This is a genomic window from Paenibacillus sp. 8b26 (assembly GCF_050626875.1).
Classification (GTDB): Bacteria; Bacillota; Bacilli; order Paenibacillales; family Paenibacillaceae; genus Paenibacillus.
The window spans coordinates 4,482,003-4,504,130 of sequence record NZ_CP192445.1 but is presented as its reverse complement, the minus strand read 5'-3'; the positions used below and the strand labels follow the sequence as shown (position 1 = coordinate 4,504,130).

Annotated in this window: 19 protein-coding genes; 9 read left to right on the top strand and 10 right to left on the bottom strand. The window is 48.9% G+C overall.

Annotation, left to right across the window (positions count from 1 at the left end; all coding sequences use genetic code 11):
- Positions 1 to 458 precede the first annotated feature (458 nt).
- Both ACQ4MX_RS20945 and ACQ4MX_RS20940 read left to right on the top strand, forming a co-directional pair.
- Positions 459 to 2,174: a M4 family metallopeptidase gene (locus tag ACQ4MX_RS20945; RefSeq protein ID WP_431087104.1), complete on the top strand. Its 1,716-nt coding sequence runs from the start codon at positions 459 to 461 to the stop codon at positions 2,172 to 2,174.
- Between the two features lie 454 nt (positions 2,175 to 2,628).
- The gene (locus ACQ4MX_RS20940) at positions 2,629 to 4,437 is read left to right on the top strand and encodes a M4 family metallopeptidase (RefSeq protein WP_431087102.1); all 1,809 of its coding nucleotides are present in this window, start codon (positions 2,629 to 2,631) and stop codon (positions 4,435 to 4,437) included.
- Positions 4,438 to 4,651: 214 nt separating this feature from the next.
- Here the strand turns inward: ACQ4MX_RS20940 and ACQ4MX_RS20935 are convergent, their stop codons facing one another.
- Both ACQ4MX_RS20935 and ACQ4MX_RS20930 read right to left on the bottom strand, forming a co-directional pair.
- Complete coding sequence (locus tag ACQ4MX_RS20935; protein ID WP_431087101.1) at positions 4,652 to 5,416, bottom strand: WIAG-tail domain; 765 nt, start codon at positions 5,414 to 5,416, stop codon at positions 4,652 to 4,654.
- Between the two features lie 116 nt (positions 5,417 to 5,532).
- Positions 5,533 to 6,693: a glycosyltransferase family 4 protein gene (locus ACQ4MX_RS20930; protein WP_431087100.1), complete on the bottom strand. Its 1,161-nt coding sequence runs from the start codon at positions 6,691 to 6,693 to the stop codon at positions 5,533 to 5,535.
- A 222-nt stretch (positions 6,694 to 6,915) separates the two neighbouring features.
- Between ACQ4MX_RS20930 and ACQ4MX_RS20925 the strand changes: the two genes are divergently transcribed.
- Positions 6,916 to 8,043 carry a YheC/YheD family protein gene (locus ACQ4MX_RS20925; protein ID WP_431087099.1) on the top strand — a complete coding sequence of 376 codons (1,128 nt, stop codon included), beginning with the start codon at positions 6,916 to 6,918 and terminating at the stop codon, positions 8,041 to 8,043.
- Between the two features lie 88 nt (positions 8,044 to 8,131).
- The gene (gene asd, locus ACQ4MX_RS20920) at positions 8,132 to 8,929 is read left to right on the top strand and encodes an archaetidylserine decarboxylase (RefSeq protein ID WP_134912905.1); all 798 of its coding nucleotides are present in this window, start codon (positions 8,132 to 8,134) and stop codon (positions 8,927 to 8,929) included.
- A gap of 275 nt (positions 8,930 to 9,204) precedes the next feature.
- Here the strand turns inward: asd and ACQ4MX_RS20915 are convergent, their stop codons facing one another.
- Positions 9,205 to 9,990, bottom strand: coding sequence for a helix-turn-helix domain-containing protein (locus tag ACQ4MX_RS20915; RefSeq protein WP_431087098.1), 786 nt, complete (start codon positions 9,988 to 9,990; stop codon positions 9,205 to 9,207).
- Between the two features lie 215 nt (positions 9,991 to 10,205).
- On the opposite strand from ACQ4MX_RS20915, the gene ACQ4MX_RS20910 reads away from it, so the two are divergent.
- Positions 10,206 to 11,504: an aminotransferase class I/II-fold pyridoxal phosphate-dependent enzyme gene (locus tag ACQ4MX_RS20910; RefSeq protein WP_014277792.1), complete on the top strand. Its 1,299-nt coding sequence runs from the start codon at positions 10,206 to 10,208 to the stop codon at positions 11,502 to 11,504.
- Positions 11,505 to 11,622: 118 nt separating this feature from the next.
- Here ACQ4MX_RS20910 and ACQ4MX_RS20905 read toward each other — a convergent pair whose 3' ends face one another.
- Positions 11,623 to 12,951, bottom strand: coding sequence for an ATP-binding protein (locus ACQ4MX_RS20905; RefSeq protein WP_431087097.1), 1,329 nt, complete (start codon positions 12,949 to 12,951; stop codon positions 11,623 to 11,625).
- Between the two features lie 149 nt (positions 12,952 to 13,100).
- On the opposite strand from ACQ4MX_RS20905, the gene ACQ4MX_RS20900 reads away from it, so the two are divergent.
- Positions 13,101 to 13,217 carry a YjcZ family sporulation protein gene (locus tag ACQ4MX_RS20900; protein WP_209440990.1) on the top strand — a complete coding sequence of 39 codons (117 nt, stop codon included), beginning with the start codon at positions 13,101 to 13,103 and terminating at the stop codon, positions 13,215 to 13,217.
- Between the two features lie 118 nt (positions 13,218 to 13,335).
- Here ACQ4MX_RS20900 and ACQ4MX_RS20895 read toward each other — a convergent pair whose 3' ends face one another.
- The 5 genes from ACQ4MX_RS20895 to ACQ4MX_RS20875 form a co-directional block, all read right to left on the bottom strand.
- On the bottom strand, positions 13,336 to 14,559 hold the full coding sequence (locus ACQ4MX_RS20895) for an ABC transporter permease (RefSeq protein WP_431087096.1): 1,224 nt from the start codon (positions 14,557 to 14,559) through the stop codon (positions 13,336 to 13,338).
- Between the two features lie 2 nt (positions 14,560 to 14,561).
- Complete coding sequence (locus tag ACQ4MX_RS20890) at positions 14,562 to 15,308, bottom strand: ABC transporter ATP-binding protein (protein WP_025685414.1); 747 nt, start codon at positions 15,306 to 15,308, stop codon at positions 14,562 to 14,564.
- Between the two features lie 18 nt (positions 15,309 to 15,326).
- Positions 15,327 to 16,718, bottom strand: coding sequence for a DEAD/DEAH box helicase (locus tag ACQ4MX_RS20885; protein ID WP_431087095.1), 1,392 nt, complete (start codon positions 16,716 to 16,718; stop codon positions 15,327 to 15,329).
- 155 nt (positions 16,719 to 16,873) lie between these two features.
- Positions 16,874 to 17,653 carry an SDR family NAD(P)-dependent oxidoreductase gene (locus ACQ4MX_RS20880; protein WP_431087093.1) on the bottom strand — a complete coding sequence of 260 codons (780 nt, stop codon included), beginning with the start codon at positions 17,651 to 17,653 and terminating at the stop codon, positions 16,874 to 16,876.
- Positions 17,654 to 17,692: 39 nt separating this feature from the next.
- A complete protein-coding gene (locus tag ACQ4MX_RS20875; RefSeq protein WP_137060098.1) occupies positions 17,693 to 18,151 on the bottom strand; it encodes a chemotaxis protein CheX in 459 nt (152 codons plus the stop codon).
- Positions 18,152 to 18,578: 427 nt separating this feature from the next.
- Between ACQ4MX_RS20875 and ACQ4MX_RS20870 the strand changes: the two genes are divergently transcribed.
- The 3 genes from ACQ4MX_RS20870 to ACQ4MX_RS20860 all read left to right on the top strand — a co-directional run bounded on the left by ACQ4MX_RS20870 (position 18,579) and on the right by ACQ4MX_RS20860 (position 21,194).
- Positions 18,579 to 19,481 carry a LysR family transcriptional regulator gene (locus tag ACQ4MX_RS20870; RefSeq protein WP_014277800.1) on the top strand — a complete coding sequence of 301 codons (903 nt, stop codon included), beginning with the start codon at positions 18,579 to 18,581 and terminating at the stop codon, positions 19,479 to 19,481.
- Positions 19,482 to 19,541: 60 nt separating this feature from the next.
- The gene (locus ACQ4MX_RS20865) at positions 19,542 to 20,351 is read left to right on the top strand and encodes a histidinol-phosphatase (protein ID WP_431087091.1); all 810 of its coding nucleotides are present in this window, start codon (positions 19,542 to 19,544) and stop codon (positions 20,349 to 20,351) included.
- 102 nt (positions 20,352 to 20,453) lie between these two features.
- Positions 20,454 to 21,194 (top strand): GTP pyrophosphokinase, encoded by a 741-nt coding sequence (locus ACQ4MX_RS20860; protein WP_431087090.1) that lies wholly within the window; start codon positions 20,454 to 20,456, stop codon positions 21,192 to 21,194.
- A gap of 123 nt (positions 21,195 to 21,317) precedes the next feature.
- On the opposite strand, the gene ACQ4MX_RS20855 is transcribed toward ACQ4MX_RS20860, so the two are convergent.
- Entirely contained in the window at positions 21,318 to 22,127 is an 810-nt protein-coding gene (locus ACQ4MX_RS20855; protein WP_431087088.1) for a Cof-type HAD-IIB family hydrolase, read from the bottom strand.
- Position 22,128 lies beyond the last annotated feature (1 nt).

Genomic DNA, 22,128 nt, shown 5'->3' with positions numbered 1-22,128 from the left:
CTCTTATTCATCATCGTCCATAGACCATTGTCGTTGTGCAGCTGTCATCCAACCCAGCTCATAAAATGGACGAAAAAATAGGGGTGCAGTGTACAAGTCTGCGCCCCTTCCCCCTTATGTTTATGGCGTCCCCTCAAAGGGACGCCCTTTTCTTGTCTTCTGTACGTTTTCGATCAATTTCGACTAAATAAGACAAATAAAATCTAAATAAGGGTCTTTAGACTCATTTTGGAGTAATTTGTAATATACATCTTCTCGTCCTACATTCTCTGTGCTAATATCAGAGCCAAGACGGTGGAATCACAAAAAAATAAAACTTGTTTTTTTGCATAAGTTCATTTTTTTTTATGATCTTCACGTTTTAAAAAAACAACAAGACCTACATACATGGCGCCATGCCTAAAACAAAACAGGATGCACATCATCCTGACCTAAATTTGGGGAGAGTGATTTTTTTAATGAAAAAAGTATGGGTTTCACTGCTTGGGGGAGCTATATTATTAGGGGCTGTAGCACCCGGTGCCTCAGCAACGGAGAATTCCGTTCCTGATCCCACTCAGCTTACGCCAACCTTTCACGCAGAACAATGGAAGGCTCCTTCAGCCGTATCCGGTGACAATATTGTATGGAGTTATTTGAATCGACAAAAGAAAACGTTGATAGGTGCAGACAGCACCAGTGTTCGTGACCAATTTCGCATTATTGATCGTACAAGCGACAAATCCGGTGTAAACCATTATCGGTTGAAGCAGTATGTAAACGGGGTTCCCGTATATGGAGCTGAGCAGACCATCCATGTGAATCCGTCCGGTAAAGTCACCTCTTATCTGGGTGCCGTCATTTCAGAGGATCAACAGCAAGACGCCACCGAGGATACCACTCCAAAAATCAGTGCTACCCAGGCCGTCTATACCGCGTATAAAGAAGCCTCTACACGAATTCAATCCTACCCTTCCGTCACCAATAACGTTACCGAGGGCAGCAAGGATCAAGGCAGTGTAAGTAAAGACACTTACGCGGAAGCATCTAACAACGAAAAATCCATCTCGGAACAAATTTCTATTGCCACAATCGCCAATCTGGAGCCAAGTGTGGAACCTAAAGCAGAACTGTACATCTATCCTGACGGTGAGACTACACGGCTGGTTTATGTGACAGAGGTTAATATTCTGGAGCCTGCACCTTTGCGTACACGCTACTTTATTGATGCCAAGGACGGAAAAATTGTATTCCAGTATGACATCCTCAACTACGCAACGGGCACCGGTCGCGGCGTAGATGGTGAAATAAAATCGTTCACGACCACAGCTTCCGGCAACGGATATCAGTTGAGAGACACGACACGCAGTAACGGGATCGTAACCTACACCGCTGCCAACCGCCAAACGACACCAGGTACTATTTTGACGGATGCGGATAATGTATGGGATGATCCGGCGGGTGTTGATGCCCATGCCTACGCCATTCGAACCTTTGATTATTATAAGAAAAAATTCGGACGTGACAGCATTGATGGACGCGGCATGCAAATCCGTTCGACCGTCCATTACGGCAAAAAATATAACAACGCCTTCTGGAACGGCTCTCAAATGACATACGGCGACGGCGACGGCAAATTATTTACCTTTTTCAGCGGTGATCCCGATGTCGTGGGGCATGAACTCACCCACGGTGTCACAGAGTTCACCTCCAATCTGGAGTATTACGGTGAATCAGGTGCGCTGAATGAAGCCTTCTCAGATATTATTGGTAATGATATGGATGGTAGCAACTGGCTCCTTGGCGATGGCATTTATACGCCTAACATTCCGGGCGACGCTCTGCGCTCTCTATCCGACCCTGCAAAATATGGCCAGCCGGATCACTATTCCAATTTTTACCCGGACCCTAACAATGATGATGAAGGCGGAGTCCATACGAATAGCGGTATTATCAACAAAGCCTATTATTTGCTGGCACAAGGCGGTACGTCCCATGGCGTTACGGTTAGTGGTATCGGACGCGAAGCGGCTGTATACATTTACTATAATGCCTTTACGAACTATCTGACCTCTACCTCCAACTTCTCTAACGCACGTGCGGCTGTAGTGCAGGCGGCCAAGGACCTCTACGGTGCTGATTCGCCAGCAGTAACCAGCGCTATTCAATCCTTTGATGCTGTAGGAATCAAGTAAATCATATCCCGTATTCCTCGATAGTGTTCCTCATTCAGTAGATAGAAGCCTATTATGTGGCTATCATTTGATCCTACTTATAAGTGGACAAAAAATAGGGGTACAGTGTAAGTCTGTACCCCTTCCTCCTTGAGCCTGTGGCGTCCCGTTCAACGGGATGCCCCTTTTTTCGATTCGTTTCGACGATATACGACAAACAAATTAATATTTTGGGACTATTGAATCATTTTGGAGTTATTTGTAAAATAATTCTTCTCGTTCGACAATCTCTGTGCTAACATCAGAGCCGAGAAGATAGAATTGCAAAAAACTATATCTGGTTTTTTTGCATAAGGTAATTTCTTTCCATCCTCTTCACGTTTCAAAGAAGCAACAAGACCTACATACATGGCGCAATGCCTATTCAAACAGGATGATTTTCATCCTCACATCAACTTGGGAGAGTGAGTATTTAATGAAAAAAGTATGGTTTTCACTTCTTGGAGGGGCTATGCTCTTAGGCTCTGTAGTACCTGGGGCATCCGCAGCCGCGGCGGAGAATTCTGTTCCCGATCCCACTCAGTTTACGCCAACATTTCAAACCGTAAACTGGAAGTCTCCTTCATCGGTATCAGGTGACAATCTGGTCTGGAGCTTTTTGAATCGACAACAGAAAACATTAATGAGTATGGACAATACCAACAGCGGCACCCGTGTCCGTGAGCAATTTCGGATCGTGGATCGAACCAGTGATAAATTCGGTACGCAACATTATCGCCTAAAACAGTATGTGGATGGAATCCCCGTATTTGGAGCCGAGCAGACCATCCATGTGAATAAGGCTGGTAAAATTACTTCTTATCTGGGAGCTGTCATTTCAGAAGATCAACAAGCCGACGCTAAAGAAAATACAACTCCAAAAATCAGTGCTACTGAGGCCGTCTATACCGCGTATGAAGATGCAGCTACACGTGTTCAATCCCTCTCTTCCTCCGCCCATACCGCTGCTGAACCTTCCGGGGACGTTAGCAGTGTGAGTAAAGACACCTACGCAGAGGCATCTAACAACGAAGAATCTTCCTCTATGGACAAGGATAATTTGGATCTGGAAAAAACAACTGAACTGAAGAATAGCAAATTGGAAGCGGTAGAGCCTGCAACTGCACCTATCGCCAAAATCGCCAATCTGGAACCGAGCGTGGACCCTAAGGCAGAACTGTACATCTATCCTGATGGAGACACAACACGTCTGGTTTATGTAACGGAAGTTAATATTTTGCAGCCTACCTTACTGCGCACACGTTACTTTATTGATGCCAATGACGGCAAAATCGTGTTCAAGTATGACATCCTCAATGAAGTAATCGGCACAGGTCGTGGTGTACTCGGGGATACCAAAACGTTCGAAACAACGGCTTCCGGTAAAAAGTACCAATTGAAGGATGCGACTCGTGGTAAAGGCATCTTAACTTACAATGTTCACAATACCGAGACGCTTCCAGGCACCCTTTATACAAGTACAGATAACGTATGGAAAGATCCGGCTGCGGTGGATGCCCATGCTTATGCCATTCGCACCTATGATTATTATAAAGAAAAATTTGGACGCGACAGCATCGACGGACGTGGCATGGCTATTGCCTCGGCAGTCCATTATGGGGAAAAGAACTACAATAATGCCCACTGGGGCGGCACCCATATGCTATACGGAGACGGTGACGGCACGTTATTTGCCCCTTTCAGCAGCGACCTTGAAATTGTTGCTCACGAGCTGACTCACGGCGTGACCGAGCATTCATCCGGGCTGGTGTATTTCGCTGAATCTGGCGCACTGAGTGAAAGCATCTCGGATATTATTGGTAACGACATTGAGCGTACCAACTGGGATTTTGGCAAAGTCGCTTATACACCAAAAATTAAGGGTGACGCAATCCGCTCCCTTTCCGATCCTGTCAAATACGGTCAGGTAGATCACTACAGCAATTTTGATACCGACCCTAATAACGAGGATTATGGTGGTACCCACACTAATAGCGGCATTATTAACAAAGCCTACTATCTGCTGGCACAAGGCGGCACCTTCCATGGTGTCAAGGTAGATGGAATCGGACGTGATGCAGCTGTATATATTTACTATAATGCCTTTACAAATTACCTGACCTCCACCTCTAACTTCTCCACTGCACGCGCCGCCGTTATTCAGGCAGCCAAGGACAGCTATGGTGAAAATTCAATAGCAGTCATTTCTGCCATTAAGTCCTTTGACGCTGTAGGTGTGAAATAAACTGAGTCTATACATTGCTTTTCCTCGCGATGAATCCTCAACTATTGATAGAAGGCTCTGATAAGCAAACATCTGGCTCTACTTAGGATGTACAAAAAGAGGGGGATATTACCATTACAAGTATGCCCTCTTTCCTCTCATGAATACGGCGTCCCTTCATCGGGATGCCTTTTTCTTGTTTTAAGCAAATTCGCAACCATTATATAGGCATCTTTTAATCGTGCCCGATTGCAATCCACAGAATCAAACCTTCACAAACCAAACCTGCGTGTCCGCGTTCCACCGTGAACACCGTCGAATCTCTCTGACATTTCGTGACAGATACCGTTACCCCCGGTGTGCTCGCATTTCCTGTGATTGCATAATGCACGTCCTTGAATGGCTGCTCAAACACAATGCTCACTTCATCCCTTCGCGCTTCTGCGGGAATGTGAAAAGGAGTGCTGCCAAACCGTGTTGAAGCGGCTCTTGAATTAAATGTGTGTTCGCGGAGAAGCCCGTCATCATCCGTAAGAGCAGCAACGGGCTTGTCAGCGGACAACGCTACCCGCTGCTGCTTGGGGCGATGTCTGCCTTCGGCAATGTGGATACTGGTAATGGAGCAATCCAGCAACGATTCCTGCTCTGTCTGACCTCTGGACGTTACAGACGTTAGGCCGTATTCCGTCCCAGGTTCCGCATCCGTCTCTGGCACAGACAGCAGCAGTACAGACCCTCGGTTCAGCAGCATGGCTTCCTCCAACGTCTTGGGAAGCTTGTGCTTCCTCCATGCTGCTTCATCCACTGCAATAAGGTCATGTGCTTGAGCTTGGCTTTCCACGATAGACTTTACACTCACCGTCTCCCGCTGGATCGGTTTGCTGTTGCCGGATGGGGAAGCCGTTTTATTTTTGTCTATACGAGGGGAAGGAACTGCATTGGAAAGGTTACGCCGCACTGTTCTTTTATCCTTACTATTATGGTTCATACGATGGTTCATAATGACCGCTCCTTTGGCACAGAAGTGAACCAGCGGTCGCTCCGCTTTATTCACCCGGCTGGGAATCATGGCTAATGCCTATAGGATAGCCTATGCTCACAGTTGGGCTCACGTCACTACGTTACGCAATCCAGCATGATTTGCGCCCAGCGCTGTGCTGAATGCTGCCATAAAAACCGTTTTCGTACCTCGGCAATCCCGGCCTCTCCCATGCGCCGCCGCAAGTCAGGCTGCTGGAGCAGTCCGATGATAGCAGCAGCCATTTCCTGCTCCCCCGGAGATGGAGACACAAGCCAGCCCGTCTCCCCGTGCCGTACAACCTCTGGGATGCCGCCCGTACGGGAAGCAACCACAGGTACACCTGCGGCCATCGCTTCCAGATTAACCAGCCCGAAGGCCTCACTTCCCACCGAAGGAACAACGGTCACATCGGCCAACTGATACAGCGAGGCCAACGCCGGATGGGGAACATAGTCGAGAAACTTGACGTGCTTTCCCAATCTCAGCTTACGCGTCTGCCGATGCAGCGACGCCGAATAGGGCGTGAAGCGGCTCTGCCCGTAATAGGCACTGCCTGCAATGAGTAGCAGCACATCCGGACAGGCACGGACGATGCCCGGCAGGGCCTTGAGCAGCCGATGAACGCCCTTGCCCGACACCAATCTGCCCGCGTACAGCACGATGCGGCGGCCTGCCCAGCCGTAATCGCTCAGCCGCGCCGTTCTGACCGCTTCTGCCGCAGGTGTCCAGCGCGGCAGAAAATCGCCGGGATGAATGCCCAGCTCATTTATAGCGATGCGTTCCCTGACAGCATCAGAGCTGTCAGTAGCTACGGTTGCCCCCATATAGGCGCTGTTCACGATGATCCGCTCCAGCGGCTGCAGCAGTCGATCCACTTCCTTCCGTTTGAGGTGCGGCTCCCGGATGAAAGTGGTCGAATGTAAAGTCAGCACGATCCGGCTATTGGGCAAAGCGTTGTGGATCGCATATGCCACAGCCGGGCGGTTGTGCACATCAACCACCGCAGGAGACCACCTTTTCAGGTCGGCGATCACCTTGGGAATATAACTTGGCCCCTGCTTATAACGTATGCATGGCACCCCGTCCACATCGGCGTTATCTGGCACCTCTTCTCCCCGTATGCCATATATCTGTACCTGAAGCTTATCGCTGGCCAGCGGTACCATATGGGCAATAACCCGCTCTACCGAGCTGCTGCGGGGCGAAGGTATAACAAAAGAGCCCGGTGTAACGACTGCCACCTTCGGCCTCTGCATCAGCCCTGCACCTTCTTTCCTCTCTGATTCAAGCGCTCACCTGTAATTCTCTTCAACACTCATGGTGTATCATATCGCCTCCCTGCCTGAAAGGTGCCTGGCTTCTCACTTTGGGCATGCAGTAAGGCTACCGTCCATGCCTGGCCGATCTTTGATACATATGATGAACTAGAACCACTGAGTTGTCAGTTGGAGTCTCAACAAGGAAGGGCGGACATACCCATGCTGCATGTCGGCGTCATGCTCAACCCGGTGACGTACCGGGGCATCCCCGCCATGAGGACGGGATATGAATCACTCGTCAATTACGAAGACGCCGGATTGAGCTACGAGCTAATCCCCTGCTTTCTTCGTCTGGAGGATATTCATATACCGACCGGAACATGCCGGGCTTTTGTTAAACATGGTAACGGCCATCGTCAGATGACTCTCCCGTTGCCACGGGTCATCCATAATCGGACCCTCTATCGACAGAACGAAAATGCCAGTGAAATCAACAGACTGGTGGAGAAGGGAATTTACATCTTTAATGAACAAAACCGTTTCCGTAAGGACCACATACATGCAATATTGCAGGAAGACCCTCTGCTCCATCCCCATCTTCCACGTACGCTGCAAGGCAACCGGACTTCGATTCGTACCTTGATGGAGCAGACCGGAGATGTCATCATCAAGCCAAGCAGCGGGAGCATCGGCAGAGGAATTATGCGCCTGAGACATTCCCGTGGTGACTGGACTTTACAATGCGCACATCCCACTGTACCCGATCGGTGGATCACACTGCGCCTGTACGCCGGAGAACTGCCTTCATTTCTACACAAGCGGTTACTGCGTAGTCCTCATATCGTGCAGGAAACATTACCGCTCGCTTTGTATAACAACCGTCCTTTTGATATTCGTGTGACGGTGCAACGCGGATATGGCGGTATTTGGAGCGTGACAGGCATGTTTGCCAAAATTGCTCCCTCCCACACCTTCGTTTCCAATGTGGCGCAGGGCGGCTCGGCCCGTTCCTTGCCAGAGGTGTTGTCACAGGCACAGACGGCTCAGCCATGGAACGCAGCCCGTCTGATGAATGAATTGGAAAGACTCGCGCTGCAAATCGTTCATCGGCTGGCACAAAACCTTCCCCGGCTGGCTGACGTCGGTCTGGACCTGGGCATTACGCAGAAAGGCAAGATTGTTTTTATCGAATGCAACGGCCGCGATCAGCGCTACGGCTTCAGCCAGGCAGGCATGAACAATGTCTGGAAAGAAACGTACACTCAGCCGATGGCTTATGCGCGTTGGCTTCTCGAACGGATGCCCCCGGCAGACACCGACCGTCCACTCGACCGTCCACTGTATTGATTTACGTCACATTCTGTGTCAATATAGTTCAGAGCGGCCGGACAGGTTCCGGCCAAGACGGCTCGGAAATGAACAAGGGGGATCTGAAATGGCAAAACAGTGGCTGCGGCTCATGACCGAGCTATCATCGCGCAAGTGGGTGTGTCGGGTCGTGGGTTCCTTCGCGCAAAGCGGTGCAAGCCGACTTTTTATCCCCACCTTTATACGTACGTACCAGATCCAGACGCATGAGGCTGAGCAGGAATGGAAGGAATATCCTTCCTTGAATGCCTATTTTACACGCAAATTAAAAGCGGGCATGCGCCCGATTGATACGAACGCCGAGGTGATGACCAGTCCGGTGGATGCGCGGATTACATTCACTGGCCCAATTACGTCCGGCACGATTTTGAATGTCAAAGGTCAGGACTATACGCTGGATGAGCTGCTTAACCGTTCGCCGCGTCTTGAGAAATACACGCATGGCTACGCCTTTGTACTGTATCTCAGTCCGACTGATTATCATCGTATTCATGCGCCGGTATCCGGTACACTGGTGGAGAAGGAGCATTTGCGCGGCAAGGTATATCCGGTGAATGACTTCGGCTTACAGCATATGAGAGCGGTTCTGAGCCGCAATGAACGGCAGATTACGTACATTGCCCATGAATACGGCGAGGTGGCGGTCGTCAAGGTTGGCGCGATGAATGTAAGCAGCATCAAATATACCGATGATGAAGCCGTCTCATGGGAAAAAGGCGACGATCTCGCATATTTCGAGTTTGGCTCAACCGTCGTTTTGCTGACCGAAAACGGCACGTTTGATCCTGACCCTGCGTTGAAGCTAGGGGATGTAGTAAGAATGGGGCAGCGTCTCGGTTGCTTCCGGCACGCTCCGAAAGCGTAAGCGAGTTTGCCGTTACAGCATGACTACGACAACACATATGAAAGAGGACCCGGCAAAATTGCTCGGGTCCTCTTTCATATGTGCTTATCTTTTTTATTCGTTATATGACGATCCTCAGAACCACAAGTTCATTTCCACTTCTGGCTGATAGCGTCGCCGGGAAGCTGAAAATACTCCATATCCCACTCTCTGCATAAATCCCCTGACTTCACAAGCTTAGAGAAGATTACCCATTATGGCTGCATCTGAAACAGCCTGTCCACCCGATTATTCCTTTACCTGATCTCGGATGGACTTTTTCCCGTGTGTTGCTTGAACTGGCGGCTGAAGAAAAAAATATCGCGGTATCCTAAAGCCTCTGCCACCTCAGTCACATTCATTCCGGCATGCAGCAACAGATGCTGTGCGCGCTCAATTCGCATGCTGATGATATGAGATTGCGCAGAAACGCCCAGCAGCTCCTTGAACTTGATCGAAAAATAACGTGATGACAACCCTGCCCGTGCCGCTAAATCCTCGACACGATGAGGAAGCCCCGGGTGCTGGCGCACATAATTGGCCGTTTCCCGGATGACCTCGGTGAGCTGGTGGCTGGCCGGCTGCTCCTGCGGCTCCTTGCGGTCGGCACGCAGCAGATGTATCATGAGCTGCTTCAGGATTAGCGTACCCTCCTCCTCTGCCCCGTATACGCGTTCTAGGCGCAGACGGACGTACCTTGCAAGCATATGCTCCACCTCTACCGTTTCCTCCAACATACGATAGCTGGCAGGGATGATCTTCGGCGGCTCGGTTAGATCAAAATGAATATAGGTAAGTATGAGCGGTTTTTGCGGGTTATGCGTGGCCCGGGTATCATCCCCCGGCTTGAACAGGAAGCAGCTTCCTTTGCTTACCGAATAAGACTCCCCGTTCAATACAACCGTTCCTTCACCGCTCCATACATAAAATAAATCGTAGTTTGGCATCGGTCTTTCGCGTACCTGCCATTTCCAGCCCGGCTCACACACAATTTTGGCAAAGGCAGGCAACAGGATAAACGATGCCGCAGACGTATCCAGCAAAATCTGCACCTCCTTATGCTATTCTTTCGTTGTCCCATATCCCGTTAAATTATAATATAAGCGCAGAACTGCCATTACGCAAAAAATAAAGCCTTCCCTCCCCGTGGATTCATGCTCCAGCAGGTCAGGAAAGCTTCGTTGACGCTTTTGCGTGACGCTTACCGTGTGTAATGCTATAATATGTAATCAAAATGACTTGGAAGGATGAAACCGGAATGAATCCACTGGCAGCGCAGTTAAACCGCAACATTCAGGCAGGCAACGAGCATGTATATGAAATGCTTTCTCTTTTAGGTAAAGAGATTTATTTCCCAAAAGAAGGGATTTTAAGTCAATCCGCTGAGGCGGGGAAACTTGCTAAAAAGTACAACGCTACAATTGGTATTGCTACCGAGGGTAGCGGTCCTATGCATTTGGAGGTCATTCAGGAGAAGCTGTCTGCATACAGCCCCAAGGACCTGTACCCTTATGCGCCTCCTGCGGGCAAGCCCGAACTGCGTAGTGTATGGCGGGAAAAAATGCTGAAGGAAAACCCGTCGCTCGCTGGAAAAAGCTACGGCCTACCTGTGGTTACGAACGCGCTGACTCATGGTTTGAGCATCGTTGCCGACCTGTTTACGGATGAAGGGGATGCTGTCATTTATCCGGACAAAAACTGGGAAAATTATGAGCTGACCTTCGGTATTCGCCGTCATGGACGATTGGTGAATTTCCCGTTGTTCACAGAGGACCAACGTTTTAATAGTGAGGGGTTACGTGAAGCGCTGCTGGCGCAGAAGGAATACGGCAAAGCCATCGTTGTGCTGAACTTCCCGAACAACCCGACTGGCTATACACCGGGAATCGAAGAGGGCAAAGCGATTGTTGCTGCCATTCAGGAAGCAGCAGAAGCAGGCATCAATGTTGTAGTTGTGACGGATGACGCTTATTTTGGCCTGTTCTTCGAGGATTCGCTGCATGAATCGCTATTCGGCCAGTTGGCTGGACTTCATCCAAGAATTTTACCAGTCAAAATTGACGGAGCTACCAAAGAAGAATTCGTGTGGGGCTTCCGTGTCGGATTTATTACCTTTGCTTCGGAACATCAGGATGTACTGAGCGCACTGGAGCAAAAAACATTGGGAATCATTCGGGCAACAATTTCCAGCGGCCCTCACCCGTCGCAAACCTTCGTACTGGATGCTCTCAAATCACCGGATTTTCAGCAACAGAAGGAAGAAAAGTTCCAAATCATGAAAGGCCGGGCCAACAAGGTCAAGGCGTTACTTGATAGCGGAAAATACGGAGATGTATGGAGTTACTATCCTTTCAACTCGGGTTATTTCATGTGTCTCAAGCTGAACGGCTTGTCCGCCGAACAACTGCGCACACATCTGCTGGAGCAATATGGGGTGGGAACGATTGCACTAGGTGAGCATGATCTCCGTATCGCATTCTCCTGTATCGAGGAAGAATATCTGGAAGACTTGTACGACATTGTTTATCGTGGTGTGCAAGACTTATTGAACGCCTAATCTAATCGGTCGGTATTAACTGGTTAGACTTATAGCTGGATTAAGCGGTGTGCCGGATGTTGCGGCATACCGTTTTTTTATATCCCCTGTTGAACGATTCATTCACAACTCGAAGCACTTATCCCTCGGCAGCCAGCAAAGATTGTTGTGCCATCGGCAGCAAAATGATAACCTCCGTACCCGCTCCCGGCTCGCTCTCATACCGTATACTGCCGTTCATCGCTTCAATCATGCGAAAAGAGACTGCTGTTCCCAGCCCTGTCCCTACTTCTTTGGTCGAAAAAAACAAAGTGCCTACCCGTTCCAGATGTTCCGGGCTCATGCCTTTTCCAGTATCCTTGATATTCAGACATGCCTTCTCTTCCTGAACTGCCAGCTTTATGTATACCTTGCCTCCATCTTCCGCAGCCTCAATCGCATTTTTCGTGATATGAATTAGCGCCTGCAACAGTTGATTACGATCCGTATGTAGATATATTTCATTCCTCAGCTCCGTCTGCATTCTTACGCCTTGCTTGGCCGCCATCGGTTTCAGGAGCAGAACAATCTGTTGAACCATACCGGACAGATCCATCAGCTCCGTCTTCCCAATCTGCGGCTTGGATAAATTCAAATAGTCGCTAATGATTCTTTCAGCCCGATCCACCTCCGCCAGCGCCAACGCCATATATCTGCGGTTTTTTCCTTCCAGCCCTGACTGGGCCATTTGCAGGAACCCTTTTACGACCGTCAACGGATTACGAACTTCGTGAGCCATGGAAGCGGCCAGTTCCCCTAACGTATTGAGACGTTCAGCATATTTGATCTTTTTTCTCATCTCTTCCCGTTCGAGACTAAACTCCATCCAGCAAGAGGCAGCTCCGATATTTAGAAATTGAATTATAGCAAACCAAAGAACCCCCTTGATCAGCTCGACTTCATCCAGTCTGCCGTTGGCCCAGGAATGCATCATAAGAATAACCAGCATGATCACATTCATCCACACACTCATGAGCAAGTTTATCAACACCCGGGCCAGCATGCCTTTGAGATGCATAAATTTTTTTCTCACCAAGAGAGGTACGAGATAACATAACAGCATGCTAATCAGCCCCACCCCGATGGAATCAGGTCCAACATAAATGCGGGCCATCATCATGAGTGTTATATTCACCAGTCCTGCTCCGGGACCAAAATATAAAACGGAGAGGATCAGCGGAACATATCGGAGATCCCAAAACAAGCCGTACCAGCTATACGAGAAAATAAGACAAAGCACAGAAGAGATACCCAGCACCCCTCCCATGAGCAATGGGGTCTGTTTCATATGTCGATAATCCGATAAAGCGCTGTACACCAGCAAGGGTACAAAAACCAGAAATATATTCACGAGCAGCTTGTCTGCCAGCATCTCGTCGTTCCCACTTTCCAAGTAATAATGATTATATACTTCTTCTATTCTCGACAAAACGTGGCTTTTCCTCTCTATTCCCCCATATCCGCTGAAAAAAACAAGGCGCTCCGGCAATCCACCTCCACATTGGCCCACGCAATCCGAAAACCCGCTTCATAATATACGGTGTATCCTACATCACAATGACCGAGAGGAGAACGAGCATGGGAGCAGAAGAAACAAGAGGCGGTTACGGTGGTTTCGGCGCATTCACAAGCACAGGAACGATTCTGGTACTGTTCATTTTGTTAGTAATCATCAGCAAAACAATTTTTATTTAAGCAGAATGACATCTGCGCCCACGGCTGACCCATAGCAGTACCCACGCAAAAAGGCTATTCTGCAAACAGCGCTTGCTGCTTACGGAATAGCCTTTGTTTTTACTTTATACACACAGGATCAAACTTCTTCCTCATCTTGACCGTCCAGACGCCATTTTTTCGCCTGAGCGCCTCGTACCAGGTATACCACCAGCACTCCACCGGCCAGCGTAAGCAGCGTGGAAATCAGCCCTTCAGTTCCTCTCAACATAAAAGGAAGCCACAGGACGACCGCAATCGGCAACAGCAGCCGGACAACAAAGTCCAGAAAAGACGCACGACGGGTATGAGCAGGAAGCGGATAGAGCTGAAGCCATAGCGAATCCTTGTGGTACTGCCTTAGCGAAGTAATCTGCACGCCGATCAGGAATATAAAAAATAAATACACAGCGATACCGATCCAGCTCGTATGCGTGATCCATATAATCAACAGGCCGAGGATACCCAGTCTTATCACCATCCCCACAGGCTCTGTGCGCACAAAAGTTTTGAACAGCAGGTAACGATAAGCTCCCCTTTTGTCCCACGGTATGTTACCACCCAACCAGGACAACCAGCGACGCGGAGTCACTCTCTGCGTAAGGGCCGGCACATCTACAAACCAGCCCAAAGTACGCATCACACGGGCAGCCTGAATGCCTTCTGTACGGATCAGGTTTTCCCATGCCACCAGCAGCTTGACCGGAAAACGCAGGACAAGCATGTACACCACACCCACCAGCACGATAAACGGCAAGCTGCGCAGCGGAGGCTGCCACAGCCATGCGGCTACCAGCAGCACTGCCAGCATCCAGCGAAGCAGACGATACCCCATACTTGCGCCGCGCGATACCATGCGCAGCTCCTGCCAGCCGCCATAGCTGAACAGCAGCTTCAGCAGCACGAACAGCAGTATGGTCAGCAGCAGTGGCTTAGGCGCAGTATCGCTGCGGATATACAGTGGCCACGCGATCACTAGCAGCAACAGCAGGCCGAATATTTTATACACTACGCCACGGATACGGCTGGACTTAAAATATTGGTGCATCGCATGCTCCTGCGGGCGCAGGAAGACGATATCGGCTTCATTCAAATACGTACGGAAGCTTACATGAGCGACCGGAACGGCTACAATGAGCATAATCCAGCGGATGGGCAAATCCGGCGGGATATGCATAATCAGCGACGTATACCACGCGGCAAAGGCAATCAGCGCAAAGCCAAAGACGACCGCCAGGCCGCTCTGAATGACATAGCCGAGATAAGGCAGCACTTGTCCCCAGAACGCAACACGTCTTTCTTTATGCAAGCGTTGCAAATCCATGCTCATTCCCTGCCCTGTACCAGCTCATAAAATGCATCTTCCAGCGGCATGCCCGGCTTACCCGCCTGTGCTGTCACTTCGTCCAGCGTACCCTGTGCAATGATGGCACCCTGATGAAGCACAATAAAACGATCACAATAATTTTCAATCGTGGACAAAATATGAGAACTGAGCAAAATGGACGAGCCCGAGCGCTTCATTTCCAGCATAAAATCAAGCAGGGAACGAATACCGAGCGGGTCCAGACCCAAAAATGGCTCATCAATGACATATAGCGGCGGTCCCGCCAAAAATGCGCACATAATCATCACTTTCTGGCGCATCCCTTTGGAGAGATGCATCGACATGCTTCCGCTCTTATCCCGCATACGGAACAAGTCCAGCATTTGGTCACTGCGGGTGCGGAAATCAGCTTCACTGACTCCATACGCTCTGGCGGTGAATTCCATATGCTCCATCACGGTCATTTCGGGATACAGCTCTGGAGACTCGGGTACAAAAGCAATGGCTCCCTGATACTGCTCGGGATTTTCCGCCTGCTTATGTCCCTGCACGCGGATTTCTCCCGCCTGCGGTGTCATCAGTCCCAAAATATGCTTCATCGTCGTACTTTTCCCGGCTCCGTTCAGACCGATCAGCCCCACCATTTCGCCCGGCTTTACATCCAGAGAAATCTGGTGCAGCACCGGACGCTTGGCGCTGTATCCGCCTGTCAGTCCATTAATTTGCAATACAGGCTGTTGTTCCATGGCTCCCCCTCTTCTCACTTATCCGTTCGGTTTTGACCCTTTTTCCTTCAGCCATCTTGGTGCTCCCTTGTTTTTACGATCACGCTCGCGCTGCGCTTTCCCTGCTTTGGACAAAGCTGCTCCTTTGCCCTTACCTGGAGCCGAGCCATTTGCTGTAGTTCTGCCAGGACGACTGTTCTCACCGCGGGCAGGTGCCTTGCGGCTTTCCGTGGCTGCTCCGTCGGAAGTGGCTCTGGCTTCGGATGGCCTTACAGGCGCACGCTTGGCATCCACCGGACGCGGCACGACAACCCGCCCTCCGTGCAACGCACGCTCTGCAATGTCGATGCCCAGTTCACGGGAAAACTTACGCATGATGAATGTTTCGCGGTCGGTAACAACCGACGCAACCAATCCTTTGCGCCCCATTCGTCCGGTCCGTCCCGCACGGTGAACATAAGCCTGACTGTCCGTAGCCGGATCAAAATGGATCACCATTTCCAGTCCCTCAATATCCAGACCACGGGCTGCCACATCGGAAGCAATCAGCACCTTGAGCTTGTCCGCACGAAACTGGGCCAGCACGTTGGTACGTGTAACTTTGTCCGCATCACCGTACAGGGATGCTGTAGTCAGTCCCATATGCTTGAGCTTGGCCTCAATTTCCCCGATAGCATTGGTGGTATTGACGAACACTAGCGCTTTTCTCGGATTAAAATGACGCACCAGTCGGCGCAGCATGTCCACCTTATCCCGTTCTTCGGATACAAAGTAATAGTGCTCCAGACCGCTGGCCGTCTTCTGGTCGGGATCAATCCCAATTTCCACGTAATCCTTCATTTCCCGCTTGGCCAGCGCTTGAATTTCGTCGTTCAGCGTTGCGGACAGAAATACTAACTGACGGTCACGCTGGGCGGTGCCCAGGATGTTCGTGACATCGCCTGCTCCGCCGAGCTGGAACATCTGATCCACCTCGTCGATGACGATGGTTGTAATGTTGTGCATTTTCAGCTTCTTGGAAGCGATGAGTTCCCGTACACGTCCCGGTGTGCCGACCACAAGCTGCGGATGGTCCTTCAGCTTCTCGATCTGGCGCTTGACTGCCGCTCCACCGATCAGGCCGAGCACACGGATGCCGCGATGCTCCCCATAACGCTGACCTTCGCGTACAATTTGCATCGCCAGCTCCTGACTGGGAGCCAGGATCAGCTTTTGTGTAGCCTTTTTCTGTGGATCAATGGCTTGTAGTAATGGCAGCAAATAAGCCAGCGTCTTCCCTGTGCCGGTCTGCGAACGAGCCAATACATGCCTGCCCTTCATCATTTCTGGTATAGCCTGCGCCTGAACCGGCGAAGGCTGCGTAATCTCATGCTCAGCCAGCTTGGTCAACAGGTCTTGTTCAATGCCGAGCGATTCAAAATTCAATGTCATGAAAAGGTCCAACCCCTATACGTAAATTCGTTACTCTCCATTATATGCGAAAACAGCCCTGCAACCAAATGCAGATATTTAGTCCCGCCCTCCTTTGCTACGAAATAACAAAAAAAAGATGTCCCTCCACCATCACATGGTTTGCGGGACATCCTTTATTTTTTGTTCATCACACCATGACCCAGTCTGTCGGTCAGTCTGGGAGCAAGCTGATACAGCTTGAGAAAAGGAGATATCCACTGTGGCAGATTAACCTCCTCCTTGCGAAGCTCCATCGCTCTCACGATGTGCTGCGCGACCTTGTCCGGCTTTAGCATAAACCAGCCTACGTTACGGACATATCCGCCTGAAGGATCAGCGAGGTCAAAAAATGGCGTGTCGATCGGTCCGGGATTAATCGTCGTTACCGTAACTCCGCTCCCGCGCAGCTCCTGCCGAAGCGCATTGCTGAACCCTAGCAGCGCATGCTTCGTTGCTGTGTAGGAGGACGATTTGGCTGTCCCGATTTTGCCGGCCATGGATGCCACATTGACGATCTGTCCCGTACCTCTTGCTGTCATTTGCGGCAGAAATGCCTTGATACAACGGACAGCGCCCATATAGTTCACATCCATCATTTGTTCAAACTCTGTCAGGTCTGTCTCATGAAAACACTCAAACTTCCCGTAACCTGCGTTGTTGAGCAAAATATCGACCCGTCCGTACTGCTCCATCACCCGTGCAGCCACAGCCTCTACCTGCTCCTGGCGAGTGACATCCAGAGGGATCAGCTCATGCCTGCCGCTAATTCCCGCCGACACTTGCTCCAGACGTTCCTGCGAACGCGCTGTCAAAATAGGAATCGCGCCCTTTTCGCTCAGCAACCGTGCGCAAAGGGCGCCAATTCCACTGGATGCCCCTGTAATGACAACCACCTTGTTTTGCAATGTACTCATGGCCATCCCTCCATATTAAAGAAACCTGCTTCTTTAATATTAAGAGATCATCACCTGAATATCCAGCTCACCAATCCCTTCCATTGTAAGCGGAATATAAAGGGCACGCTGAGGTACGAAAGAGGTCAAGTTTTCCGACTTCATGACCTGCGGAGGCGTAATGTCGACTACAATCCCCTGATTGGACAAAATCGTGCTGGCATTACCGCTGATCATATTGCCCAATTCCGAAATGGCGCTTTTGCCCATCTCATCAATTTCAGTCAAAACGAATCCGCCCATCATCGCCGAAACCATGCGCAACGCTACCTGTTCATTCAGGCCGAACACAATATTTCCGCTAAGCTGTCCGGTCATCCCGATCATAATCCAAATATGGTCGTCTACCAGCTCGACATTTTTCACACCGAGATCGCCGGGTGAGGGAGAGATTTGGATCAATTGTTCAATGACCCGCCGCGCTGACTCCAAAAAAGGATTTATCACTTCTGCCTTCACGATCATTGCGCCCCTTTACGATGGGCTTTTAGACACACAACAAAAGTCCCATTTTAATTAGAATTTTATTTTTCAAAATGATGCATAACGAATCAATCTTCAGTAAAATACTCTCTCTATCACTTATCGACAGCTATCCAGCAATTTTTTATAGCCGAATCACAAAAAATGTGAATAATGTCCTATTTCATCGCTTTCCATCGAATTCAAATGGGTTACTTTTGATGTATAGCAGGACTTTAGTCTTTATTTTCCAATATACCATACTTCACGGTGTTCTGCTTCGATTCATTGCCCTTCCCGCTCGAATAACCTATAATTTAATGAAATAAGCATAACGATGGTTTTACATATGCACAGGTGGATTTGTGAAAAATCCTCAGGCTGTACTGCTGCGACAGAATTAAGAAAAGAGAGGAGGAACTTCATGAACATCAGTCAACTTGAAACACTTATCATGATTTCCAAAACGATGAGCTTCCGCAAAGCCGGAGAACTTCTCAATTTGACGCAGCCGGCGGTATCCGCCCAAATCAAAAGTCTGGAGGATGAGTTCAAGACCATTCTGATCGACCGCAACCAACCCGTCACCCTGACCGACCGAGGGGCTGTTTTTTTGGAACATGCAGAGCGGATCTTGAGTGTTGTCGAGGAACTGCGGCAAAAATTGTACGATCTGAACGAAACGCCGCAGGGTCATATTGCGCTGGGCACTACGACGTCCATCGCCATTCAAATTTTACCGCGTGTACTTTCCTACTTTCAGGATCAATTCCCGCTCATCAAAACCTCCATTCAATCCATGGCTTCCTCCATGATTTATCAACAGGTGGAAAACGGGCTTATTGATGTTGGCATCGGTTACTTGATCGAACGTAATCCAAATTTGAGCACTTCGATTTTGTATTACGATTCCTTTGAGCTTGTCGTATCGCCTACTCATCCGCTGGCCTCCCAACCGCATGCTACCATTGAAGCCCTTCGGGAAATTCCACTTATTCTGCTCTCACCCGATACGGTAGGACGAAAATTCGTGGACGATGTATTTAAAAAACACCAAATTGTGCCTCATGTCGTGATCGAATTGTCCAGCAGCGAGGAAGTCAAACGGATGGTCGAGATCAATCTGGGCGCTGCCATTATATCCAGGCTGTCGGTCACTCCCGAGCTACGTGCGGGTACATTGAAAATGATCCAGATTACCGAGCTGGAGGTTAGCCATCCGGTGGGAGTCATTTATAAATCCGGCCGATATCTGAACTCCGCCATGCAGCAGTTTCTAAGCGATCTAAAAGGTATGCCGGAAACCAATTTTATTAGTTCTGAATAGCGCACTCCGCTAGGAACACCATACGAAATACAAACCTTAAATACGAGAGGACGACATCCTATGAAATTTGATCTGCACACCCATCATTTCCGCTGCGGTCATGCAGACGGCAATATTCGGGACTATATCGAAGCAGGCATTCAGTCCGGTTTACAGGCAATTGGTATTTCAGACCACTCCCCCTTCTTATGCAGCGAGCAGGATCAGGCTTTTCCGAAAATTTATATGGCGAAATCACAGCTTGCCCAGTACGTAGAAGAGGTACAGCAGCTACAGAAGGAATACGAAGGCCGTATTGACGTGCTGCTCGGATTGGAAACAGATTATTTTCCTGATTTTGCAGAACTGTACCGTTCCACCCTGGCCCCTTATCCGTTCGACTACCTCATTGGTTCGATCCACAACGTTGAGGGAGACAGCATTTTTAATCGCAGTCGTTGGAATGACGTAAGTGATGCACGCAAAATCGAGGTCAAACAAGCTTACTATGCGCTCATTCAGGAATCTGCGCGGAGCGGTATGTTTCAGATTTTGGGTCATATCGACGCGATGAAGGGGAATTTCCCGGCTTTCTCAGATATTCCTGCCGATGAAGCGATTGATGAAACCTTGAAAGTGATTGCAGAATCCGGTGTAGCGATTGAAATTAACACTTCAGGTAAAACCAAGCTCAGTGGCGGATGGTACCCGTCCGTTCCTATTTTAGAAAGAGCGCATCATTTTGGCGTAGAGGTCACTTTTGGTTCAGATGCCCATAAACCTGCTCGGGTAGGCGATGATTGGGACGAAGTGAAGGCGATGCTGAAGGGTATTGGCTTCCGCGAATGGGTTTATTTTAAACAAAAACGTAAAATTCCAGTACCGTTTTAAAATTTGTTTAGGGTGGGATTTGTCGCTCCGCTGCCAACCACCTTAAACCGTACGGCTCCATTATTTTAAATAAACGACATCTATGTGTGAGGAGAATTACATATGTATCCGGAAGACCCGATGGACAAGATCAAAAAGCTAAAGCACGATATCACGCGTTTTATGCTGATCTATAAATTTGCGCTCGACGAGATGGAAACCAAGATTGAAATACTAAAGCAGGAATTTCAGGCGTTGCACGATTATAGCCCTATTGAGCATACCAAATCGCGCCTCAAATCCCCTGAGAGCATCATGAACAAAATGTTTCGTAAAAATAGCGAGCTTTCCCTTGCTGCCGTCAAGGATCACATTAAGGATATCGCGGGGCTACGCATTACCTGCTCTTTTATTTCGGACATTTATGATGTAAGTGACATGTTACAGAGACAAAGTGATTTGAAGGTGCTGGAGGTCAAGGATTACATCAAAAATCCCAAACCAAACGGCTACCAAAGTCTGCATTTGCTGATCCAGGTTCCTGTGTTCATGTCCGACTGTCAGGAGCTGGTCTGCGTGGAGGTACAAATTCGGACCATTGCGATGGATTTCTGGGCCAGTTTGGAGCATAAAATCTTTTATAAATACAACCAGTCCGTACCTGAAAGCCTGACACGCGAATTAAAAAATGCGGCAGATTCAGCCAATGCGCTTGACCTCCAAATGGAACGTCTCCACCGTGAAATCAAGGAGATTAAAGACGCCCAAGGTGAAGACGACTCTATTGAAGAGCTTCGGAAGATTATCATTAATAATCAGCAATTTACGGTGCCAGCCAACTTTTTGAAGCTGCTCGGGGAGTAACAGCCTTCGATGGTGATCCACCGCTACGCGAATGATTTGATTTTACGATCGCTGTTGCAACGGGATTCTCAGGATGGTATAACCCCTTTAAAGGGTAGAATCCCATTGCAAAGGCGAACGCCTTTAGCTGATGACGTTCTCTTCTAAACTCAAACTTAATCCTTCTTCATCATTGCTGGAGGTCACTTGGTTCGCATACTTTTTAACTTCGTCAGGCGCATTCCCCATTGCGATGCCCAGCCCAGCGAATTTCAGCATATCAATATCATTGAAATTGTCACCGATTGCCATGATTTCTTCCTTTTTAAAACCATAACGGCTGATTATCTGCTGGATTGCTTTAGATTTAGATGCATCTCCAGACATAATTTCCAGATAAGTGTCTTTTGATTTGTAGATGGTTAGAACGGCGTTGTCTTTCTTTAATACTTCTTCAAGCTCTTCGATTTCTTCAGACGGACCCATACAGAGAATTTTATGCATTTCAGGGTTTGTGTTTATGAAGGTTTTAAGATTCGCCTGAGTAGGCTGAGCCCCTGTGATATCTTGCTCTTGAACAATCCATTCGTTTTGTGGATTTTCAACAATCCATTGATCATGGCTGTAGATGTTAATATGAATGTTTGAGAATTTGCTTTTTACAGCCTCATAAATGCCAATAACATTCTCTTGAGGCAAGCCTTTGCTGAAAATAGTGGTATTACTCCTACAGTCTATTACCAGAGAACCACTGTAGCAAATAATGGGTGAATCGATTTCCAATTCTTTTTGGAGTGGCAAGATTCCACTTGGCATTCTAGCAGAAACAAGGACAAATGGTACACCCAGGTTTGTTGCTTTTTGGACTGCAAGCTTTGTTTTCTCGGTTATCACATGATTTGAATTAATTAAAGTCCCGTCTATGTCACTGAAAACTGCTTTTATCTTTGTCATA

Coding starts and splice junctions, on each gene's coding strand:
- ACQ4MX_RS20945 (WP_431087104.1), top strand. CDS start 459: ATGAAAAAAGTATGGGTTTCACTGCTTGGGGGAGCTATATTATTAGGG.
- ACQ4MX_RS20940 (WP_431087102.1), top strand. CDS start 2,629: ATGAAAAAAGTATGGTTTTCACTTCTTGGAGGGGCTATGCTCTTAGGC.
- ACQ4MX_RS20935 (WP_431087101.1), bottom strand. CDS start 5,416: ATGAACCATCGTATGAACCATAATAGTAAGGATAAAAGAACAGTGCGG.
- ACQ4MX_RS20930 (WP_431087100.1), bottom strand. CDS start 6,693: ATGCAGAGGCCGAAGGTGGCAGTCGTTACACCGGGCTCTTTTGTTATA.
- ACQ4MX_RS20925 (WP_431087099.1), top strand. CDS start 6,916: ATGCTGCATGTCGGCGTCATGCTCAACCCGGTGACGTACCGGGGCATC.
- asd (WP_134912905.1), top strand. CDS start 8,132: ATGGCAAAACAGTGGCTGCGGCTCATGACCGAGCTATCATCGCGCAAG.
- ACQ4MX_RS20910 (WP_014277792.1), top strand. CDS start 10,206: ATGAATCCACTGGCAGCGCAGTTAAACCGCAACATTCAGGCAGGCAAC.
- ACQ4MX_RS20900 (WP_209440990.1), top strand. CDS start 13,101: ATGGGAGCAGAAGAAACAAGAGGCGGTTACGGTGGTTTCGGCGCATTC.
- ACQ4MX_RS20895 (WP_431087096.1), bottom strand. CDS start 14,559: ATGGATTTGCAACGCTTGCATAAAGAAAGACGTGTTGCGTTCTGGGGA.
- ACQ4MX_RS20890 (WP_025685414.1), bottom strand. CDS start 15,308: ATGGAACAACAGCCTGTATTGCAAATTAATGGACTGACAGGCGGATAC.
- ACQ4MX_RS20885 (WP_431087095.1), bottom strand. CDS start 16,718: ATGACATTGAATTTTGAATCGCTCGGCATTGAACAAGACCTGTTGACC.
- ACQ4MX_RS20880 (WP_431087093.1), bottom strand. CDS start 17,653: ATGAGTACATTGCAAAACAAGGTGGTTGTCATTACAGGGGCATCCAGT.
- ACQ4MX_RS20870 (WP_014277800.1), top strand. CDS start 18,579: ATGAACATCAGTCAACTTGAAACACTTATCATGATTTCCAAAACGATG.
- ACQ4MX_RS20865 (WP_431087091.1), top strand. CDS start 19,542: ATGAAATTTGATCTGCACACCCATCATTTCCGCTGCGGTCATGCAGAC.
- ACQ4MX_RS20860 (WP_431087090.1), top strand. CDS start 20,454: ATGTATCCGGAAGACCCGATGGACAAGATCAAAAAGCTAAAGCACGAT.
- ACQ4MX_RS20855 (WP_431087088.1), bottom strand. CDS start 22,127: ATGACAAAGATAAAAGCAGTTTTCAGTGACATAGACGGGACTTTAATT.